Source organism: Amycolatopsis palatopharyngis, from assembly GCF_003385185.1.
Classification (GTDB): domain Bacteria; phylum Actinomycetota; class Actinomycetes; order Mycobacteriales; family Pseudonocardiaceae; genus Amycolatopsis; species Amycolatopsis palatopharyngis.
The window spans coordinates 1-16893 of sequence record NZ_PQHZ01000057.1; the positions used below are offsets into that span (position 1 = coordinate 1).

Annotated in this window: 15 protein-coding genes; 8 read left to right on the plus strand and 7 right to left on the minus strand. The window is 67.8% G+C overall.

Annotation, left to right across the window (positions count from 1 at the left end; genetic code table 11):
* Positions 1-264: 264 nt before the first annotated feature.
* Both D0C15_RS28840 and D0C15_RS28845 read left to right on the plus strand, forming a co-directional pair.
* On the plus strand, positions 265-1791 hold the full coding sequence (locus D0C15_RS28840; RefSeq protein WP_116051280.1) for an APC family permease: 1527 nt from the start codon (positions 265-267) through the stop codon (positions 1789-1791).
* The gene (locus D0C15_RS28845) at positions 1788-3056 is read left to right on the plus strand and encodes an ATP-binding protein (protein WP_211323366.1); all 1269 of its coding nucleotides are present in this window, start codon (positions 1788-1790) and stop codon (positions 3054-3056) included. The genes D0C15_RS28840 and D0C15_RS28845 overlap by 4 nt, the downstream gene beginning before the upstream one ends.
* Before the next feature lie 171 nt (positions 3057-3227).
* Here D0C15_RS28845 and D0C15_RS28850 read toward each other — a convergent pair whose 3' ends face one another.
* Genes D0C15_RS28850 through D0C15_RS28865 form a run of 5 tightly spaced genes read right to left on the minus strand, consistent with a single transcriptional unit; the run spans position 3228 to position 8574 of the window.
* Positions 3228-4859: an amidohydrolase gene (locus tag D0C15_RS28850; RefSeq protein WP_245976365.1), complete on the minus strand. Its 1632-nt coding sequence runs from the start codon at positions 4857-4859 to the stop codon at positions 3228-3230.
* A complete protein-coding gene (locus D0C15_RS28855; RefSeq protein WP_116051282.1) occupies positions 4856-6355 on the minus strand; it encodes a purine-cytosine permease family protein in 1500 nt (499 codons plus the stop codon). Before D0C15_RS28855 ends, D0C15_RS28850 begins: the two co-directional genes overlap by 4 nt.
* Positions 6349-6519 (minus strand): hypothetical protein, encoded by a 171-nt coding sequence (locus tag D0C15_RS34310; RefSeq protein WP_162830293.1) that lies wholly within the window; start codon positions 6517-6519, stop codon positions 6349-6351. The genes D0C15_RS28855 and D0C15_RS34310 overlap by 7 nt, the downstream gene beginning before the upstream one ends.
* A gap of 1 nt (position 6520) precedes the next feature.
* The gene (locus D0C15_RS28860) at positions 6521-7492 is read right to left on the minus strand and encodes a nitrilase-related carbon-nitrogen hydrolase (protein ID WP_116051283.1); all 972 of its coding nucleotides are present in this window, start codon (positions 7490-7492) and stop codon (positions 6521-6523) included.
* Positions 7483-8574: an agmatine deiminase family protein gene (locus D0C15_RS28865; protein ID WP_245976366.1), complete on the minus strand. Its 1092-nt coding sequence runs from the start codon at positions 8572-8574 to the stop codon at positions 7483-7485. The genes D0C15_RS28860 and D0C15_RS28865 overlap by 10 nt, the downstream gene beginning before the upstream one ends.
* 217 nt (positions 8575-8791) lie before the next feature.
* Here D0C15_RS28865 and D0C15_RS28870 point away from each other — a divergent pair, with 217 nt between their 5' ends.
* The 3 genes from D0C15_RS28870 (at position 8792) to D0C15_RS28880 (ending at position 12362) form a co-directional block, all read left to right on the plus strand.
* Entirely contained in the window at positions 8792-9259 is a 468-nt protein-coding gene (locus D0C15_RS28870) for an Lrp/AsnC family transcriptional regulator (protein WP_116051284.1), read from the plus strand.
* A 122-nt stretch (positions 9260-9381) separates the two neighbouring features.
* Positions 9382-10770, plus strand: a complete 1389-nt coding sequence (locus D0C15_RS28875; RefSeq protein ID WP_116051285.1) for an aspartate aminotransferase family protein — start codon at positions 9382-9384, stop codon at positions 10768-10770.
* A gap of 137 nt (positions 10771-10907) precedes the next feature.
* The gene (locus tag D0C15_RS28880) at positions 10908-12362 is read left to right on the plus strand and encodes a gamma-aminobutyraldehyde dehydrogenase (protein WP_116051286.1); all 1455 of its coding nucleotides are present in this window, start codon (positions 10908-10910) and stop codon (positions 12360-12362) included.
* Positions 12363-12536: 174 nt separating this feature from the next.
* On the opposite strand, the gene D0C15_RS28885 is transcribed toward D0C15_RS28880, so the two are convergent.
* A complete protein-coding gene (locus D0C15_RS28885) occupies positions 12537-12911 on the minus strand; it encodes an MmcQ/YjbR family DNA-binding protein (protein WP_116051287.1) in 375 nt (124 codons plus the stop codon).
* A 10-nt stretch (positions 12912-12921) separates the two neighbouring features.
* Positions 12922-14331, minus strand: coding sequence for a flavin monoamine oxidase family protein (locus tag D0C15_RS28890; RefSeq protein WP_116051288.1), 1410 nt, complete (start codon positions 14329-14331; stop codon positions 12922-12924).
* Between the two features lie 160 nt (positions 14332-14491).
* Between D0C15_RS28890 and D0C15_RS34575 the strand changes: the two genes are divergently transcribed.
* The 3 genes from D0C15_RS34575 to D0C15_RS28900 are packed head-to-tail and all read left to right on the plus strand — an operon-like array spanning position 14492 to position 16792.
* Positions 14492-14662 carry a hypothetical protein gene (locus D0C15_RS34575; RefSeq protein ID WP_170161372.1) on the plus strand — a complete coding sequence of 57 codons (171 nt, stop codon included), beginning with the start codon at positions 14492-14494 and terminating at the stop codon, positions 14660-14662.
* Positions 14659-16143, plus strand: coding sequence for a cytosine permease (locus D0C15_RS28895; protein ID WP_211323367.1), 1485 nt, complete (start codon positions 14659-14661; stop codon positions 16141-16143). The genes D0C15_RS34575 and D0C15_RS28895 overlap by 4 nt, the downstream gene beginning before the upstream one ends.
* A gap of 52 nt (positions 16144-16195) precedes the next feature.
* Positions 16196-16792 (plus strand): TetR/AcrR family transcriptional regulator, encoded by a 597-nt coding sequence (locus D0C15_RS28900; RefSeq protein WP_116051290.1) that lies wholly within the window; start codon positions 16196-16198, stop codon positions 16790-16792.
* The last annotated feature ends 101 nt before the right edge of the window (positions 16793-16893 follow it).

Below are 16893 nucleotides of genomic sequence, written 5' to 3' on the forward strand. Positions count from 1 at the left end.
CCACCCCCACTGCGCACACCCCACCCCCGTCCATCGCACTTTCCCGGGAAAGTGCGATGGACGGGGCGAGCGCTGGAGCACCGGAGATGACCGGCGGCGGCACGAGGTGCAGCGTGCACCGACGCCACCTTTGGCCACTAAAACGGTCTCTACCGATCACCCCGGCGACGAATACGGTTCTATAACCATGCTCCAAGTGTTGATTTAGTGGCTTCCCTCACTTACGCTTCCGGCACTCAGACCCACGACGAGTTCGGAGAGCGCATGGTCAACACCGAGAGCCGCAAGGACCGCCCGCGAGAGAAGGGCTTGCGGCACAACTCCGTCGGGCTGCTCGCCAGCACGGTCCTCGGCGTGTCGTCGGTCGCCCCGGCGTACGCGCTCACGGCGACGCTCGGGCCCACCGTGGGCGAAGTCGGCTTGCAGATGCCCGCCATCTTCCTCGCCGGTTTCCTCCCGATGCTGCTCGTCGCCTACGCCTACCGGGAGCTCAACCGGGCCCTGCCGGACTGTGGCACGTCGTTCACCTGGACGGTCAAGGCATTCGGTCCCCACATCGGCTGGCTCTGTGGCTGGGGCGCGGTGGTCGCCACAATCATCGTCCTGTCCAACCTCGCGGGCGTCGCGGTGTCGTTCTTCTACCTGATGCTCGGCGAGATGTTCGCCAGTGCCGAGATCGCCGCGCTCGGCGACAACAAGCTCGTCAACGTACTGACGTGCCTGACATTCATCGCCGCCGCCACCGCGATCGCGTATCGCGGGCTGACCGTGACGAAGAAGCTGCAGTACGTCCTGGTCGGGCTGCAGATGTTCGTGCTCGCGCTGTTCACGATCATGGCCTTCGCCAAATCGGGCGGCAGCGCGACCCCGGCTATCGCGTTCGACTGGACCTGGCTGGATCCGTTCGGTGTGCAGTCCTTCGCCGCGTTCACCGCTGGCCTGTCCCTTTCGCTGTTCATCTACTGGGGCTGGGACACGTCGCTGACCGTGAACGAGGAGACCTCCGGTGAGGCCAGGACCCCAGGCCGGGCGGCCCTGCTGACCATGGTCGTGATCCTCTCGACCTACCTGCTGGTGGCCGTCTCCGCGCAGATGTTCGCCGGAATCGGCACCGAAGGCTATGGACTGGGCAACCCGGAGACCGGGGACAACGTGTTCGCCGCGCTCGCGGGCCCCGTACTCGGCGGCATGGCGATCCTGCTGTTCCTCGCGGTGCTGGCCAGTTCGGCGTCGAGCCTGCAGACGACGTTCCTGCCGCCCTCCAGGACGATGCTGGCGATGGCCGCGTACGAGGCCGCACCTCGCCGTTTCGCGGAGGTGCACCCGAGGTTCCGCAGCCCGTCGTTCGCCACCCTCGCCGCCGGTGTCGGCACCGGAATCTTCTACACCGTACTGACACTGGTGAGCGAGAACGTCCTCATCGACACGATCTACGCACTCGGCCTGATGATCTCGTTCTACTACGGACTGACCGCGTACGCCTGCGTCTGGTACTTCCGCAAGGAGCTCACCACCAGCATCCGCGACTTCTTGTTCAAGGGTCTGTTCCCCGGCCTCGGTGCGGTGCTGCTGACCCTCGTGTTCTTCAAGACGGCGGTCGACACCTGGGATCCGGAGTACGGGTTCGGCGGTTCGGTCTTCGGCGTCGGCACGGTGTTCCTCATCGGTGTCGGCGTGCTCGCGCTCGGCGTCGTGCTGATGCTGTTCTGGCAGCGGCGCGCACCGGCCTTCTTCCGCGGCGAGACGCTGCGCGCCGACACTCCCGTGCTGGTCGTGGAGGAGCCGGCATGATGCGGTGGCTGCTACGCGACTACCACGACGAGGACCTCGAAGCGGTGGTCCGGCTCTGCGACGCGACGTCCGTGGGACAGGAGTCCGTCTTCTCCCTCGCCGAATGCATCGCGGCACTGCGCGGCCACAGCCCGGCGATCGTGGCGGTGCGCGGCGGGCAGGTGATCGGCGCGGCACTGTCATCGGTTTCCGGGGAACGGGGCTGGATCATCCGGCTCGCGCTGGCCGAAGGCTGGCGCGGGCAGGGGTTGGCCAGCGCGCTGCTGCTCGCGCTGGAACGACAACTCGTCGAACGACGAGTGCGGCGCATCGCCTACGTGCTGCCCGAAGAAGAAATGCTGGCCGGAGGTTTGGCCAATGCCGGATACAGCCGACTGCCCGCGGTCGCCTACTTCGAGAAGACCGTGTCCGTCGACGCCGACCAGGCCGCGGTACTCGACCAGCTGGGCGGACACGTGCTGCCGTCCCGGCTCTGGGAAGGGCTCGCGGGCATGCAGCGGGAGAAGCAGCTCATCGAACGCAGCGTGATCCTGCCGCTGGCTGAGCCGGAGCGGGCGCAGCAGCACGGTGTGGTTCCACCGCATGCGATCGTGCTGTTCGGCCCGCCCGGAACCGGCAAGACGACCTTCGCCCGCGGCATCGCCTCCCGCCTGGGCTGGCCGTTCGTCGAGTTGCTGCCGTCGCGACTGTCCAGCGATCCGGCCGGGCTCGCCACCGCCCTGCGCGATGCGTTCGCGCAGATCGGTCATCTCGAGCGCGTCGTGGTGTTCATCGATGAGGTGGAGGAGATCGCAGCCGTGCGGGACGGGCGTGCGGTGTCCCCGCTGCACGGCGTCACGAACGAACTGCTCAAACTCATTCCCGCCTTCCGGCAGCACGACACCCGGCTGCTGGTGTGCGCGACCAACGCGCTGCGCTCGCTCGACCCGGCATTCCTGCGCCCCGGCAGATTCGACTACATCATCCCCATCGGGACACCGGACGAGGCGGCGCGCCGGGCGATCTGGTCGCGCTACGCGTCCGGTACCGAAGTGGACACCGAGCAACTGGTTTCGGTGAGCGACCGGCTGACGCCCGCGGAGATCGAGTACGTCGCACGTGCCGCGGCCCAGTCCTCGTTCGAGCGGGACGTCGTGCATGGGCACGGCGACGACGGTCCGGTCACAGAGGACTACCTCGCGGTGCTGGCCAGGTTGCGCCCGACCGTGACCCCAGAAGTACTCGACGAGTTCGGCCACGACATCAGCAGCCTGTCGCGGACGTGACCAGACCTCGCACTTTCCCGGGAAAGTGCGAGGTCTGCACCTCGCCTTCCCAGGTCAGCGGCTTGTGGTCCCGCACTTTCCCGGGAAAGTGCGGGAGAACCGAGATAGCCCCGCCGTGCCGGTTCGCGTAACAAAGCGCCGACCATGCCATCAAGGCGTACAACGGGTTTCCTACTCACCCCAGACCGTGCGGCCCGCGACGACTGTGCGCAGCACCTTGGCCTGCAACAGCGATTCTGGATCGGCCTCGAAGGGATCACGGTCCAGCACCACGAAGTCGGCGAGCATTCCCGCCCGGAGCCGGCCGAGGGACTCCTCGGCGCGACAGGCCCAGGCGGAGTCCTCCGTGGCATGCCGGACGGCGTCGGCCAGCGCCAGGGTGAGGTGTGGCTGCAGCGCGGGCAGCGCGGGGTTCCCCGGTGAGCGACGAGTGTTCGCGATGTAGATGTTCGGCAGCGGCAGGTGTGCGGCGGTGGGCGCGTCGGTACCGAAGGCCAGCCGCGCACCCGCCTCCGACATCTCCGGCCACGCGAAACCCCGCTCCGCACGCGCGTCGCCGAGCATGGCGGTCCAGTTCTCCCGGATCGCCGGGTCGGCATGTACCGGCTGCATGGACGCGGTGACGCCGAGCCGGGCGAGCCGGGGCACGTCCGCGGGGTCGACGTACTCGAGATGCTCGATGCGGTGCCTGCGCGGGCGGGCGCCGTTCACCCGGGACGCGTGTTCCAGCGCGTCGAGCGCGATCCTGGTCGCCTTGTCACCGATCGCGTGCAGTGCGACCTGCAGCCCGGCGGCGTCAGCCGCGGCCACCGCCGGTGCGAGCGCGTCCAGGTCCCAGATGGGCTCGGCGTTGCTCCCGTCGGCATACGGTTCGAGCATGGTCGCGGTGCAGCCGTCGATGACGCCGTCCACCACGAACTTCACGCCGGTGATGCGCAGCCGGTCCGAGTCGTGCTTGGCCGCGAGTTCGGCCGCGCGACGGATCTGGGCCAGCTCGTCGGCCGGGTCCGGGCAACGCCGGATGAACCAGTGGCCGACCACGCGCAGGTTCAGCGTCCCGGCCCGCTCGGCCCGCACCATGGCGGCCAGGCTGTTCTCGTCCATCGCCATGTCCACCGCGCAGGTCACCCCGCTCGACAGATACGCCGTACTGGCCGCGGCCAGCGCCCGGTCCCGGTCGCCGTCGGTACTCGCCTCGGCGAGCAGTGACCACACCAAGTCCTGCGCGGCGGTCTCCTCAAGGTGCCCGGTCGGCTCCCCGGTGCCGGAATCCCGGACGATCCGGCCGCCGGGCGGGTCGGGGGTGGCTGCGGTGACGCCGAGTTCGGCCAGCGCGGCACTGTTGACCCAAACCGAGTGGTAGTCGTTGGCGTCGAGGTAGACGGGCCGGTCCGGCACCACCGCGTCCAGCATCTCCTTCGTCGGACGACCGCCTGGAACCGAGGAGAACAACCAGCCCCGCCCCAGCACTCTGGGGGCATCCGGGTGGTCCTCGGCCCAGGCGCGGACCCGGTCACCGATCTCCGCGAGGTCCGGCGCATCGGTGAGATGAGCGCGCAGCATCGCCTCCCCCGCCATCACCACGTGGGCGTGCCCGTCGACGAACCCGGGCAACACGGTGTTACCCGCGAGTTCCACCCTGGTCGCGCCCGGTCCGGCTGATGCGCCCGCCTCGTCGTCGCTGCCGACGAAGTCGATGCGGTGCCCGCGCAGGACCATGGACTCCGCCCAGGTCTGGTCCGGGCCGCCGGTGAACACGCGACCGCCCGACAACCACACCACTTCGTCAACGGGGTTCGTCACGGAATCTCCTCCAGTTCGGCGGGGGCCTGTCGTAGTACGGGTTCGGGGACCGGGATCTCCCGGTAGCCGCCCTTCCCGGCCCGGCGGACCCATGCGACGGTGAGCGCCGCGTAGGTCACGGCGGTCACGGCGAAGGCGGGCAGCGAAGCGGTGGTGTAGCGGAACATCGGCACCGACTCGAAGGTGACCGGATTCAGCAGCAGGTAGTAGGTGATTGCGCCGGCGCCGACCGCGATGAACGCCGCCGGGTTCACTCCCCACCAGAACGAGTACCTGGAAACGCCCTCGGGCAGGTAGAGATCGCGCATCGACAGCCGCCGTCTGCGGAGCAGGTGGTAGTCGACCAGGTACACCGCGGTCAGCGGCGCCATGACCAACCCGATCCACGCGACGAACTTGAAGAAGTTGTCATACAGGGCCGCGGGCCAGAACACCACGATCGCCGACGGTGCGAGCAGCAGCGCGGCGAACAACGGCCACGGAATACCGCGCACCCTGCTCCCCCCGGCCCGGATGATCGCCAGTGCACCCGAGTAGGTCTGCGAAACCATGCTGGTGACATTGGCGAAGGCGATGAAAAGCAGCGCCAGGGCACCGAGCGCGACGCCGCCGAGCGGCACCATCCACACGGTGGGATCGACCTCGCCGAGCACCAGTGCCGCGAAGGTGCCGACCACACCCGCGACGACCGAGGCGAGGAAGATGCCGATCAGATTCGGCCAGAACGCGGCCCGCTGGCTGGTGGTCAGCCGCGCCAGGTTGCCCATGATCGTCCACCAGGAGAACCCGGTCGCGAAGCTCAGTTCCAGAGCGACCGCGAAGTTCAGCTTCTCGTCGGCGAACGCCGCGATGGGCTGCGCCGCGCTCAGTTCGCTCCAGGAATGCCCAGTCAGAATCATGATCAGCATCACCACGGTCATCACCGCGAGCACGGGTGCGACGATCTTGTTGATCCACGCGATGGACACCGGCCCGCGCACCAGGGTCAGCCAGGCCACTACCAGCGCCAGTAGTGACATCGCGATCACCATGGGACCGTTGGGATCGAAGGTCGTGCCAAGCACAGCGTTGAGCACATTGGTCACGGCGCGCCCGAACATGACCGCGAGTACCGCGTTCCAGCCTGCCGAGGCCAGTGGCATCATCACGACGATCAGTGCGCGCACGCCGTTGACGCCGAACACGGTGCGCAGTGAGGTGTACTGCTCGACGCCGTACTTGGCCGAGGGCAGGCAGGTGGTGATCGCGACGAGTCCGGCTCCGACGAGGTTGCCGATCACGGTGGCCACGATCGCGGTCTTGACCCCGGCGAACAACGCGATCGTGCCGCCGGTGAGAAACGCCCAGGTGGCGATCGCCAGTCCGACGTTGACCGACGTGAACTGCCAGAACCCCCAGATGCGCTCGCCGCGCAGTACTGGAAGTTCGGTGAACCCGGCGGCCGTTGACGTCTGGGCGCCGGGCTCCGGCGCCGGCCGGTCAGCCGCGGCTACCACGGGTACCCCCAGGCGAGCATCGCGCTGATCAGCACTACCGCGGCGACCAGCAGGGCGATCAGGTCCCGCGCCGGAAGGTCGGCCCGTGCCGGGTCGTGGTACTCCGGATCCTCCAGCACGGCCAGTCGCCGCTGTAGTTCCCCGTCGAACTCCGTCGCGTCCATGTCATCTCCTGAGTGGGTCAGTGAGTGTGGAGTAGGTGTCCGGCCTACGGGTGTCGAGGAACGGGAAAAGCGTCAGCCAGTCCCGGCGCTGGTCCAGGTCGAGCGGCGCCACGAGGGCCGCGTCGGCGTCGCGGGGCGCCTTCGCGAGGACCCGGCCGTACGGGTCGGAGATGAACGACGATCCGTAGAACGTGACGATGCCCTCGTCGCCCCAGCGGTTCGGGACGACCATGAAGGTGCCGTTGGCGATGCCGTTTCCGACGATCACCTGCTGCCAGAGCGGTTGTGTGTCGAAACCGGGGTGGTCCGGTTCCGATCCGATGGCCGTCGGGTACGCGATCACCTCCGCACCCGCGACGGAGTAGGCGCGCGCGACCTCGGGGAACCACTGGTCCCAGCAGGTCGGCAGGCCGAGCCGGGCCGCCGTCTGTCCACTGCGGACATCCGGGAGGTCGACGACCGGATACGGTTGCGGCCCGGGTGGCCCGCCCCGGAAGTAGTGGTCCTCGTAGTACCCGGCCGAGACCGGGATGTGCAGCTTGCGGGTCCGGCCGAGCAGCGTGCCGTCCGGTGCCACCAGGATGGCCGTGTTGTAGCCGAGACCGTCCGGGGCCTGCGCGTCGTCGGCCACGTCGGCGCGTTCGAACAGCGAGGCGTGCACCGCCACGCCGCTGTCCGCCGCGGCCTTCGCGGCGAACGTGTACGTCGGCCCGCCGTGCAGGTCCTCCGCCGTGACGGTCGCGTCACCGTCCGGCCGGGTGTCGGCCGGGTACCGGGACAGGGTCAGCTCCGACAGGAAGACCACCTGGGCGCCCGCCTCGGCCGCGGTGCGGAGGCCGTCGGTGAGGACACCGAGGTGTTCGTCGGGGTCGCTGTGCCAACGGGTCTGCACGAGCCCGACGGTCAGCGGGGAACGGACAGGATCCGCGGCTCTGGCCGGAGACTCGGGAATCTCGGCGGTGATCAGTCGCATGGGGCGCTCCTCAGGCGGGATGCGGGTTGTTGCTGGGTGACGCAGTGGATGCCGCCACCGTTGGCGAAGATGGTCCTGGCGTCGATGAGTTCGATCTCCCTGCCGGGGTAGGCACGGCCGAGCAGTTCGGCGGCGACAGCGTCGCGGGGGTCGTCGAAAGCACAGAGCAGAACCACTCCGTTGGCCACGTAGTGGTTGACGTAGGAGTGGTCGAGCGGCCGGCCTTCGGCGTCGACGCCGGTCTCCGGCGCGGGCAGTTCCACCACCCGCAGCCTGCGTCCTCGCGCGTCGACGCTGTTTCGTAGCAGTTCGGTGACCTCCTGGGAGACCTCGTGGTCCGGGTGCGCGGGATCGGTCTGGGTGTGCACGGCCACGACCCCGGGCCGGAGGAACGCGGCTACCAGATCGACGTGGCCGCGGGTGCCGAACTCGTCGTAGTCCCGTGTGAGACCACGCGGGAGCCAGATCGCGGTGTTCGTGCCAAGACGCGCATGCACCTCGGCCTCCACCTGCTCTCTGGTCCACCCGGGATTGCGGTGAGGGTCGAGCTGGACGGTGGCGGTGAGCAGGACCGTGCCCTCGCCGTCGACCTGTAGCCCGCCGCCTTCCATGGTCAGCCGCGACGAGTGCGCCGGGTGCCCGGCCAAGGTGGCGATCTCGCGTGCGACCTGCTGGTCGTTGTCCCAGGAAGCCCACTCCTGTGCGCCCCAGCCGTTGAACACCCAGTCGACGGCGGTCAGCCCGGTCGGCGACCGTTCGTCCCGCACGAACGTGGGCCCGATGTCCCTGGCCCAGGCGTCGTCCAGTGGGGTCTCAATGATGTCGATCGCGGGGTCGAGCAGCGCCGCGGCGGTCTCGACCTGCCCGGTGCCGACGAGCAGGCTCACCGGTTCGTACCGCACGAGAATATTGGCCACCCGGGCCCAGGCCTGCCTGGCCTCGCTCAGCGCCGGGTCGCCCTCCTCCCCGAACGTGAAGTTCGGTGGGGGCAGGGCCATCCAGGTTCGTTCGTGCGCAGCCCACTCGGCCGGCATCAGCACCTCGGTGGAGGGGCCCGCTCCGGCAGGCGCCATATTGGTCATGCGTTCGCTCAACCACCTTCGCGTCGGTCTGGGATGTGAGGCATGGAACATCACGGATTCAGTACTGTCAACCGGCATGCTCCACTAAATTAGTTGCGCTTCGGCTTCACCTTGTGATTTTCAGCAGTCCCTGACGTTCTCCGTCGCGAATCTCGGAGGGAGGGCCGAGTTGGCGCCGGATCAGGGTGATCGCGATGATGCGTCTGTGCAACCACAGATGAAACCGGCCCGTCAGAGCGAGATCCTGGACGACACCGCGAAGAAGATCATCGAGCAACTACAGGAGGACGGCAGGCGCCCGTACGGCACGATCGGGAAATCGGTCGGACTGTCCGAGGCCGCCGTTCGCCAGCGCGTCCAGCGGCTGATCCAGAACGGCGTCATGCAGATCGTCGCGGTCACCGATCCGATGCAGGTCGGAATGTTCCGGCAGGCCATGGTCGGAATCAAGGTCCACGGTCCACTGGAGCCGGTCGCGGACGCCCTCGCCGAGATCGAGGAGATCGACTATGTGGTCATCTGCGCGGGCCGCTTCGACCTGCTGTGCGAGGTGGTCTGTCAGGACGATGACCACCTCCTCGACGTGCTGTCCCGGCGAATTCGCACGCTCGACGGTGTCCGCGACCTCGAGACCATGAGCTACTTGAAGCTGCACAAGCAGTCGTATCAGTGGGGAACCAGGTGACTGAACCACTAAATTAGTTGCGTAAAGCCCTTGCGTATGCGATAACAGTGGCGGAAGCGCCAGTCGGCCGCAGCTTTGACGTACCGACACACCGGCGCACCGGCACACCACGTGAGGGAGTCATGACCACTACCAGCGACGTCGACACAGTGAACGCGCGGCGCCTGTCCGCCTCCGCGCACGAGCATCTGTGGATGCACTTCTCGCGACACGCGGACGTCGCCGAGGACATCCCGGTGATGGTGCGCGGCGAAGGCGCCTACGTCTGGGACTCGACGGGCAAGCGCTACCTCGACGGCCTCGCCGGACTGTTCGCCGTGCAGGTGGGGCACGGGCGCGAGGAACTCGCCGAGGCCGCGGCCAAGCAGACTCGCGAGCTGGCCTACTTCCCGCTGTGGGGACATGCCCACCCCACCGCCATCGAACTGGCCGAGCGGCTGGCCAACGACGCCCCTGGTGACCTGAACAAGGTGTTCTTCACGGTCAGTGGCGGCGAGTCGGTCGAGACGGCGTGGAAGCTCGCCAAGCAGTACTTCAAACTCACCGGCAAGCCCACGAAGCACAAGGTCGTGAGCCGTTCGCTGGCTTACCACGGGACCTCGGCCGGCGCGTTGTCCATCACCGGACTCCCCGGCGCGAAGCAGGACTTCGAGCCACTGGTGCCCAGTGCGCTGAAGGTCCCCAACACCAACTTCTACCGCGCTCCCGAGCACAGCGACGACTACGAGGCGTTCGGCAGGTGGGCCGCCGACCAGATCGCGCAGGCCATCGAGTTCGAGGGCCCGGACACCGTGGCCGCGGTGTTCCTGGAGCCGCTGCAGAACACCGGCGGTTGCTTCCCGCCGCCGCCCGGATACTTCGAGCGGGTCCGCGAAATCTGCGACACCTACGACGTGCTGCTCGTGTCCGACGAGGTGATCTGCGCCTTCGGCAGGCTCGGCCACGACTTCGGCGCCAAGCGCTACGGTTACCAGCCCGACATGATCACCACCGCCAAGGGGCTCACCTCCGGTTACGCCCCGCTCGGCGCGGTCATGGTCAGCGACCGGCTGGCCGAGCCCTTCCGGCGTGGCACCAACACCTTCATGCACGGCTCCACCTACGGCGGGCACCCCGTCTCCTGCGCGGTCGCCCTCGCCAACCTGGACATCATGGAACGCGACGGGATCTACGGCCACGTGCTGGCCAACGAGCAGGCGTTCCGGTCCACCTTGGATAAGTTGACCGACCTCCCGATCGTCGGCGACGTCCGAGGAGCCGGCTTCTTCTACGGCATCGAACTGGTCAAGGACAAGGTGACCAAGGAATCGTTCACGGCAGAGGAATCCGAGCGGGTGTTGCGCGGCCGCGTCTCACAAAGCCTGTTCGACAACGGCCTGTACTGCAGGGCGGACGACCGCGGCGAACCGGTCATCCAGCTGTCGCCGCCGCTGATCTGCGAGCAGTCCCACTTCGACGAGATCGAACAGATCCTGCGCACCGCGCTCACCGACGGCTGGGCACACCTGTAACCAGAGTTGCCCGGCGACGACTCGGCGGCGGGATCCTCCTCGGCAGATCCGCGCCGATGACCACGATGCCGCGACCCCGCCGTTCCCAGACGCCGCCAACCAGCCCCGTGCGGCACGATCCGAAGGAGAGCAACCCAATGCCCACTCCGAACCAGCAGAACCGGCACCTGCGCAACTTCGTCAACGGCGACTACGTCGATGCCGCCGACGGCCGCACCGCCGATATCGTCAACCCGGCGACGGGCGAGGTGTTCGCGCAGGCGCCGGTGTCCGCCGCCGCCGACATCGACGACGCGTTCAAGGCCGCCGCCTCGGCCTTCGAGGACGGCTGGCGCGACACCACGCCCGCCGAGCGGCAGATCGCGTTGAACAAGTTCGCCGACGCCGTCGAGGACCGCGCCGACGACCTGGTGGCGGCCGAGGTCGAGAACTGCGGCAAGCCGGCCGCGCTCACCAAGGACGAGGAGATCTTCCAGGTCCTCGACGCGCTCCGGTTCTTCGCCGGCGCCACACGTCATCTGGAGGGCAAGGCGGCAGGTGAGTACATGGCCGACCACACGTCCTGGGTGCGCCGCGAACCCATCGGGCCCGTCGGGCAGATCACCCCGTGGAACTATCCGATGGCGATGGCCGCCTGGAAGATCGGGCCGGCGCTGGCAGCGGGAAACACCGTCGTCCTCAAGCCCGCGGACACGACACCGATGTCCACTTTGCTGCTCGCCGAGATCGCCGCGGAGTTCCTGCCGCCCGGGGTACTCAACGTCGTGGCCGGCGACCGCGACACCGGCAGGGCACTGGTCGAGCACAAGATCCCCCGGCTCATCTCCCTGACCGGTTCCACGCGAGCGGGTCTCGAGGTCGCCAAATCGGGGTCGGCCGACCTCAAACGGCTGCACCTGGAGCTCGGCGGTAAGGCACCCGTCGTGGTGTTCGACGACGCCGACGTCGAGAAGGCCGCGGAAGGTATCGCCGCGGCGGGGTTCTTCAACGCCGGGCAGGACTGCACCGCCGCCACCCGGGTACTGGCCGCTTCAGGTATCCACGACGAACTGGTGGCCGCGCTCGCCGAGCAGGCGGCGAAGACGGTCACCGCGGGCCCGGACAACCCCGGCGCCGACTACGGACCACTGAACAGCGCTGCCCAGCTGGAGAAGGTCAGTGGCTTCCTCGACCGCGCCCCAGCACACGCCGAGGTGGTCGCGGGCGGCTCCCGGGTCGGCGAGCGCGGCTTCTTCTTCGCCCCGACGGTTGTGTCCGGACTGCGCCAGGGCGATGAGATGGTCACCGACGAGATCTTCGGACCGGTCATCACCGTGCAGCGATTCGACGCGGAGGAAACGGCCGTGCAGTGGGCGAACTCGGTCGAGTACGGCCTCGCGTCCAGCGTGTGGACGCGCGATCACGCCCGTGCGCTGCGGGTGTCGCGGCGGCTGGACTTCGGGTGCGTGTGGATCAACACCCACATCCCGCTCACCGCGGAAATGCCGCACGGCGGTTTCAAGCACTCCGGCTACGGCAAGGACCTCTCCTCCTACAGCTTCGAGGAGTACACCCGGGTGAAGCACGTCATGAGCTACATCGGTCAAGCCTGAGCCCGCCTCACCTCCAGGGCTGGGGTGTCTGCAAGTACCACCAAGCAAGATCAGAAGCGTCGCCAACCGCTACCGACCCCGGCATCAACCCACCGGCAGTGGGTAGCGGAAAACGGCCTTGTTGATCTTGCTTGGGCGTACTTGCAGACAACCCAAGCTTGTAAGGGGTGGGGGTCAGAGGTTGCGGGTTAGGCCTATCCAGTGCAGTTTCTCCTGCTGCCGCTTGGACAGTCCGGCGACGACGAGGTCGTAGGAGTCCTCGATCATCTCCCGCACCAACTGGTCCGGCACCGTGCCGTCCAGGACGACGGTGTTCCAGTGCCGCTTGTTCAGGTGGTAGCCGGGGGTGATCGCCGGGTAGCTCGTGCGCAGCTGGATCGCGATATCGGGATCGCACTTGAGGCTCACTCCCAGCGGGTCGCCCGCCAGCGCACTGAGCGCGAAGATCTTTCCCGCGACCTTGAACACGCTGGTCGACGCGTCGAACGGGAACTCCTCCTTGGCGCCAGGAAGTCCCAGGCACACCTTTTTCAGCGCGGCAGGGGTCATGCGGCTGAGCCTAGCCCGACCGGGACGCCCGCTCGGCAAGCGCGAGCAGAATCTCGCCGGCGGCCCGCTCGCCGGAGGAGATCGCGCCGTCCATATAGCCGTTCCACCTGCTTGCCGTCTCGGCGCCGGCCCAGTGGATCCGCCCGCACGGCTCGCGCCACCCCGTTCGTCCGTGCGCCAGCCATGAGCCGGGGGCGGGATTGGCCGCGTAGCCGCCCCGTGCCCACGGATCCTCCGGCCAGATCTTCTCGAGATAGTCGATGGGTTCGCGGGCCGCGGGCCCGAACAGCCGCGCGAGCGTCCTCAGCACGTCGGCCCGCCGCTCCCCCGGCCCCAGTGCGGACCATCGCCGCAGCCGGTCCCCGTAGCTGAACGCCACGAGCACTCCCCGGTCCGCGTTCGGCGGAGAGTTGTCGAACACGACTCCGAACGTGGATTCGTCGTACACAGATGCGACGCCGGAGAGCCCGGCGGCACGCCAGAACGGGCGGGGGTAGACCACGTGCACCTTGGCCACGTCCCCCATCACGCTGCGCTGGATCCATCGCGCCCGCGCGGCGGGCAGTGCGGGAAGGAACCGAATGGCTGCCGTCGCCGGTGGCGGCGTCGCCACCACCACATGGCGGGCCCGCACGACCCCTGCCCCGGTCCGCACCTCTACGAGGTCCGATCGCTGTTCGACCGCCGTGACCGGTACACCGAGGTGGACGGAATCCCCGAGGTGTTCCGCGATGGCCCGAGCCGGCGCCTGCGCTCCCCCGGTGAAGCGGGCGTCCTGCGCCGCACCCCTGGTCTCCATCAACTGGGCGAACCCACCCGCACTCGCGACGTAGAACGCCAGGTGCAGAACGGAAACCTCCCTCGGTTCCATCGCCAGCACACCCTGCACGGCCAGGTCCAGCCGGACTCGCGCGGCAGGGCAGGCGACGGTCCGGCGGAAGTACGAGTGCACGGTCTCGCTGTCCCTGTCCCCGGCTGTGGGCCCGGACCCCGGGTCCGACAGGTCCACCTCCTTGGCCATGGCGTCGATCCGGGCCATGGCCTCGTGGTACTCGGCCGCGCCCGGCGCGTCGTCCGGCCCGTCACCTCGGTACCTGCGCACAGTGCCGTCCTGCCATGCCTCGAGATGCTCACCGGCGTCCCAGGTGGGGAACGTGGCGCAGTCGAAGCGGCCGGCCAGGGCCAGCAGCTTGTGCTGAGTCGGACCGACCCACTGGCCGCCATGGTCGATCAGCACTCCTGCCGGAGTCCGTTGTGACCAGATCCGGCCCCCCACCCGGTCGGCACCTTCCAGCACAAGCACGGGGACACCGTGGTCGTGCAGGGCCAGCGCCGCGGAGAGCCCGGCGTAACCGGCACCGATCACGACAACGGGGACGAACGTGGGCAGAGCAGGCTGCGGTGGTGTCGACCTGAGCATGACGACATCCTCGTCATTTCTGATTCGTCAGTCAACTTACGATCTACGGCGAGCTCGGGGATCTGAATCCTGGCTTCATGACAGAACATCTTGACATGCATGTAGGCCACGTCACAGACTCCTATAACTAATTCGTCAGTTAACTATAGGAGACGTGGTCATGCATGACACCACCTTCGAGGCCGAACTGGAGCGCAGGATCGCGCTACTCGAAGCGCCCGACAGCGGCGAGTCCGTCCTGCCGGACCTGCCCGCGCGCGACATCTGGCTGGCCGTGCTGGCTGTCGCCGTCCTCAGCGCCGCACTGATCATCTGGGGGTACCCAGCGTGAGCGCACCAGCGAGCGACAACGCCACTCCCGCCACCTCGGGAAGCGACGCCACACTCAACGAACTGCCGCTGCTCGGCAAGGAACGAATCTGGGGATTCTGGGGCTACTCCTCGGTCAACGTAGGACTTTCCATCGCCACCTGGGCGTTCCTGCAGGGCGGTGCCGTCGCCCTCTACGTCGGTGCCGAGGCGGCCATCGCGAGTATCGTCGTCGGTTACGGCATCAGCGTGCTGCTCGTCGCCCTTGTCCCCTGTATCCCGTCCGCGAAGTACGGCCTCGAGCAGTTCGTCGCCCTGCGCACAGTGTTCGGCCCGAGCGGCGCCCGCGTCCTCATGATCACGATGTCCGCACTACTGGCCGCCGCCTGGTCCGCGGTGCTCGCGATCATGTTCGGACATGCGTTACGCAATGTCGCCAACCAGGCTTTCGGCGCCGAGTTCAGCGATTCCGGTGTGGCGGTCAGCCTCATCGCGCTGGCGGCGGTGGTGCTGTCCTGGCTGATTCTCTCGCGCGGGCCGGTTTCCGTTGAGTGGATCAATCGCATCGTCGCGCCCGGACTCGTCGTGGTCACGGTCGGGATGCTCGTGCTGATCTTTCTGAGTACCTCCTGGTCGGAACTGGCCGCGATCGCACCGTTGTATTCGACCGGCGACCCACACCTCGACTTCATGCTCGCGGTCGAACTGAACATCGCCGGCGGGTTCGCCTGGTGGCCCAACGTCGGCAATCTGGCCCGCTTGACCAAGAGTCCCCGTGCCGCGTTCTGGCCCAACATGATGGGACTGTTCCTCACCTCGGTCATCGCCGCCGTGGTCGGCGCGTTCGCGGCGCTGGCACTGTCCTCCGAGGACCCGACAATGTGGATGATCCCGCTCGGGGGCGTGGTGCTCGGCATGGTGGCACTGGGTTTCGTCGGATTCGCCAACGTCACCAGCGTGGTCGCCCAGGGCTACTCCTCGATGGTCGCCCTGAAGGGTGGCGGTGGCCGGCTGCTGCGCCGGGTGCCCTGGCCCGTACTGGCCGCGGCGATCCTGGCCCCGGCTGCCGTGCTGGTGTTCTTCCCGGCCGCCGTCTACGGCAACTACTCCCGGTTCGTCTCATGGGGTGCGATCCTGGTGGCTCCGTTGTGTTCGGTGCAGTTCGTCGACTACTTCATCCTGCGCAAGCAACGTCTTCGCCTGCGCGACATCTACCTGCCCGCACACCGTTCGCGATACGGGTTCTGGTACGGATTCAATGTCGTCGCGTTCGTCGCGGTCGCGGCAGGAGCGGTGACCTATGCGGCGCTGCTCGACCCGGTCACCTACGAACCAGCCTCCATGTTCGTGTTCCTCACCGCGTCGCTGCCCGCCGTGGTCGTGGCCGGCGTGCTGCACTACACGCTCACCCGGTGGATCGTGGTGCCCCTGAACAAGGGTGGATACCGGCAGGAGACGGCGGAGGAGAAGCCGGTGCCGCGATCACAGTTGACTGACCAATGAGTCAACTCCGCTAGAGTGGGCCGCGGTAAGCCACCGGCGAGAAGGAGTGTCCATGCCGCGGCCCAGTGTCGAGACGGAGCGACGCGCACAGATCCTGCACGCCGCGTGCGCGGTGATCGCGGGGCGCGGTTTCCGCGCGTTGCGCGTCGCGGACGTCGCCAAGGAGGCGGGCTTGTCCTCCGGGATCGTGCACTACTACTTCGCGAACAAGCGCGAGCTGGTGCGGGCCGCGTTCGAGCAGAACTTCACCCATTCACTCGAGCGCAGGACGGCCATCCTCGAGTCGGACGAAGATCCGGTGAGCAAGCTACGCCGACTGGTCGACGCCTATCTGCCACAGGACGACGAGACCGTGGAGGCCTGGCACGTATGGGCCGAACTGTGGGCCGAGGCGATCCACGACGCGGATCTGCAGGAACTCAACGACCGCGCGTACGGCGAGTGGCGGCGTCTCGTGGCGGGCATCGTGCGCGACGGGCAGGCCGCCGGTCAGGTCGGCGACACCGACGCGGTGGAGATCGCCAACCTGCTCGTCGCGGTACTCGACGGGCTGGCACTACAGGTGCTCGCCGGCTCCCGGAACATGACCCTTTCCCGGATGCGCGCCACGTGCCAGTCGTTCATCGACAAGGTCGTCCTTCCCGCCTGATCGCTCCCCTGCGGCTTGCCGCGCTTCCTCGCGCCGAATCATGACTTCAATATTGACTGACGCGTCAGTTATCAATAGATTGCAGTTCAGCGCGCCTCGCG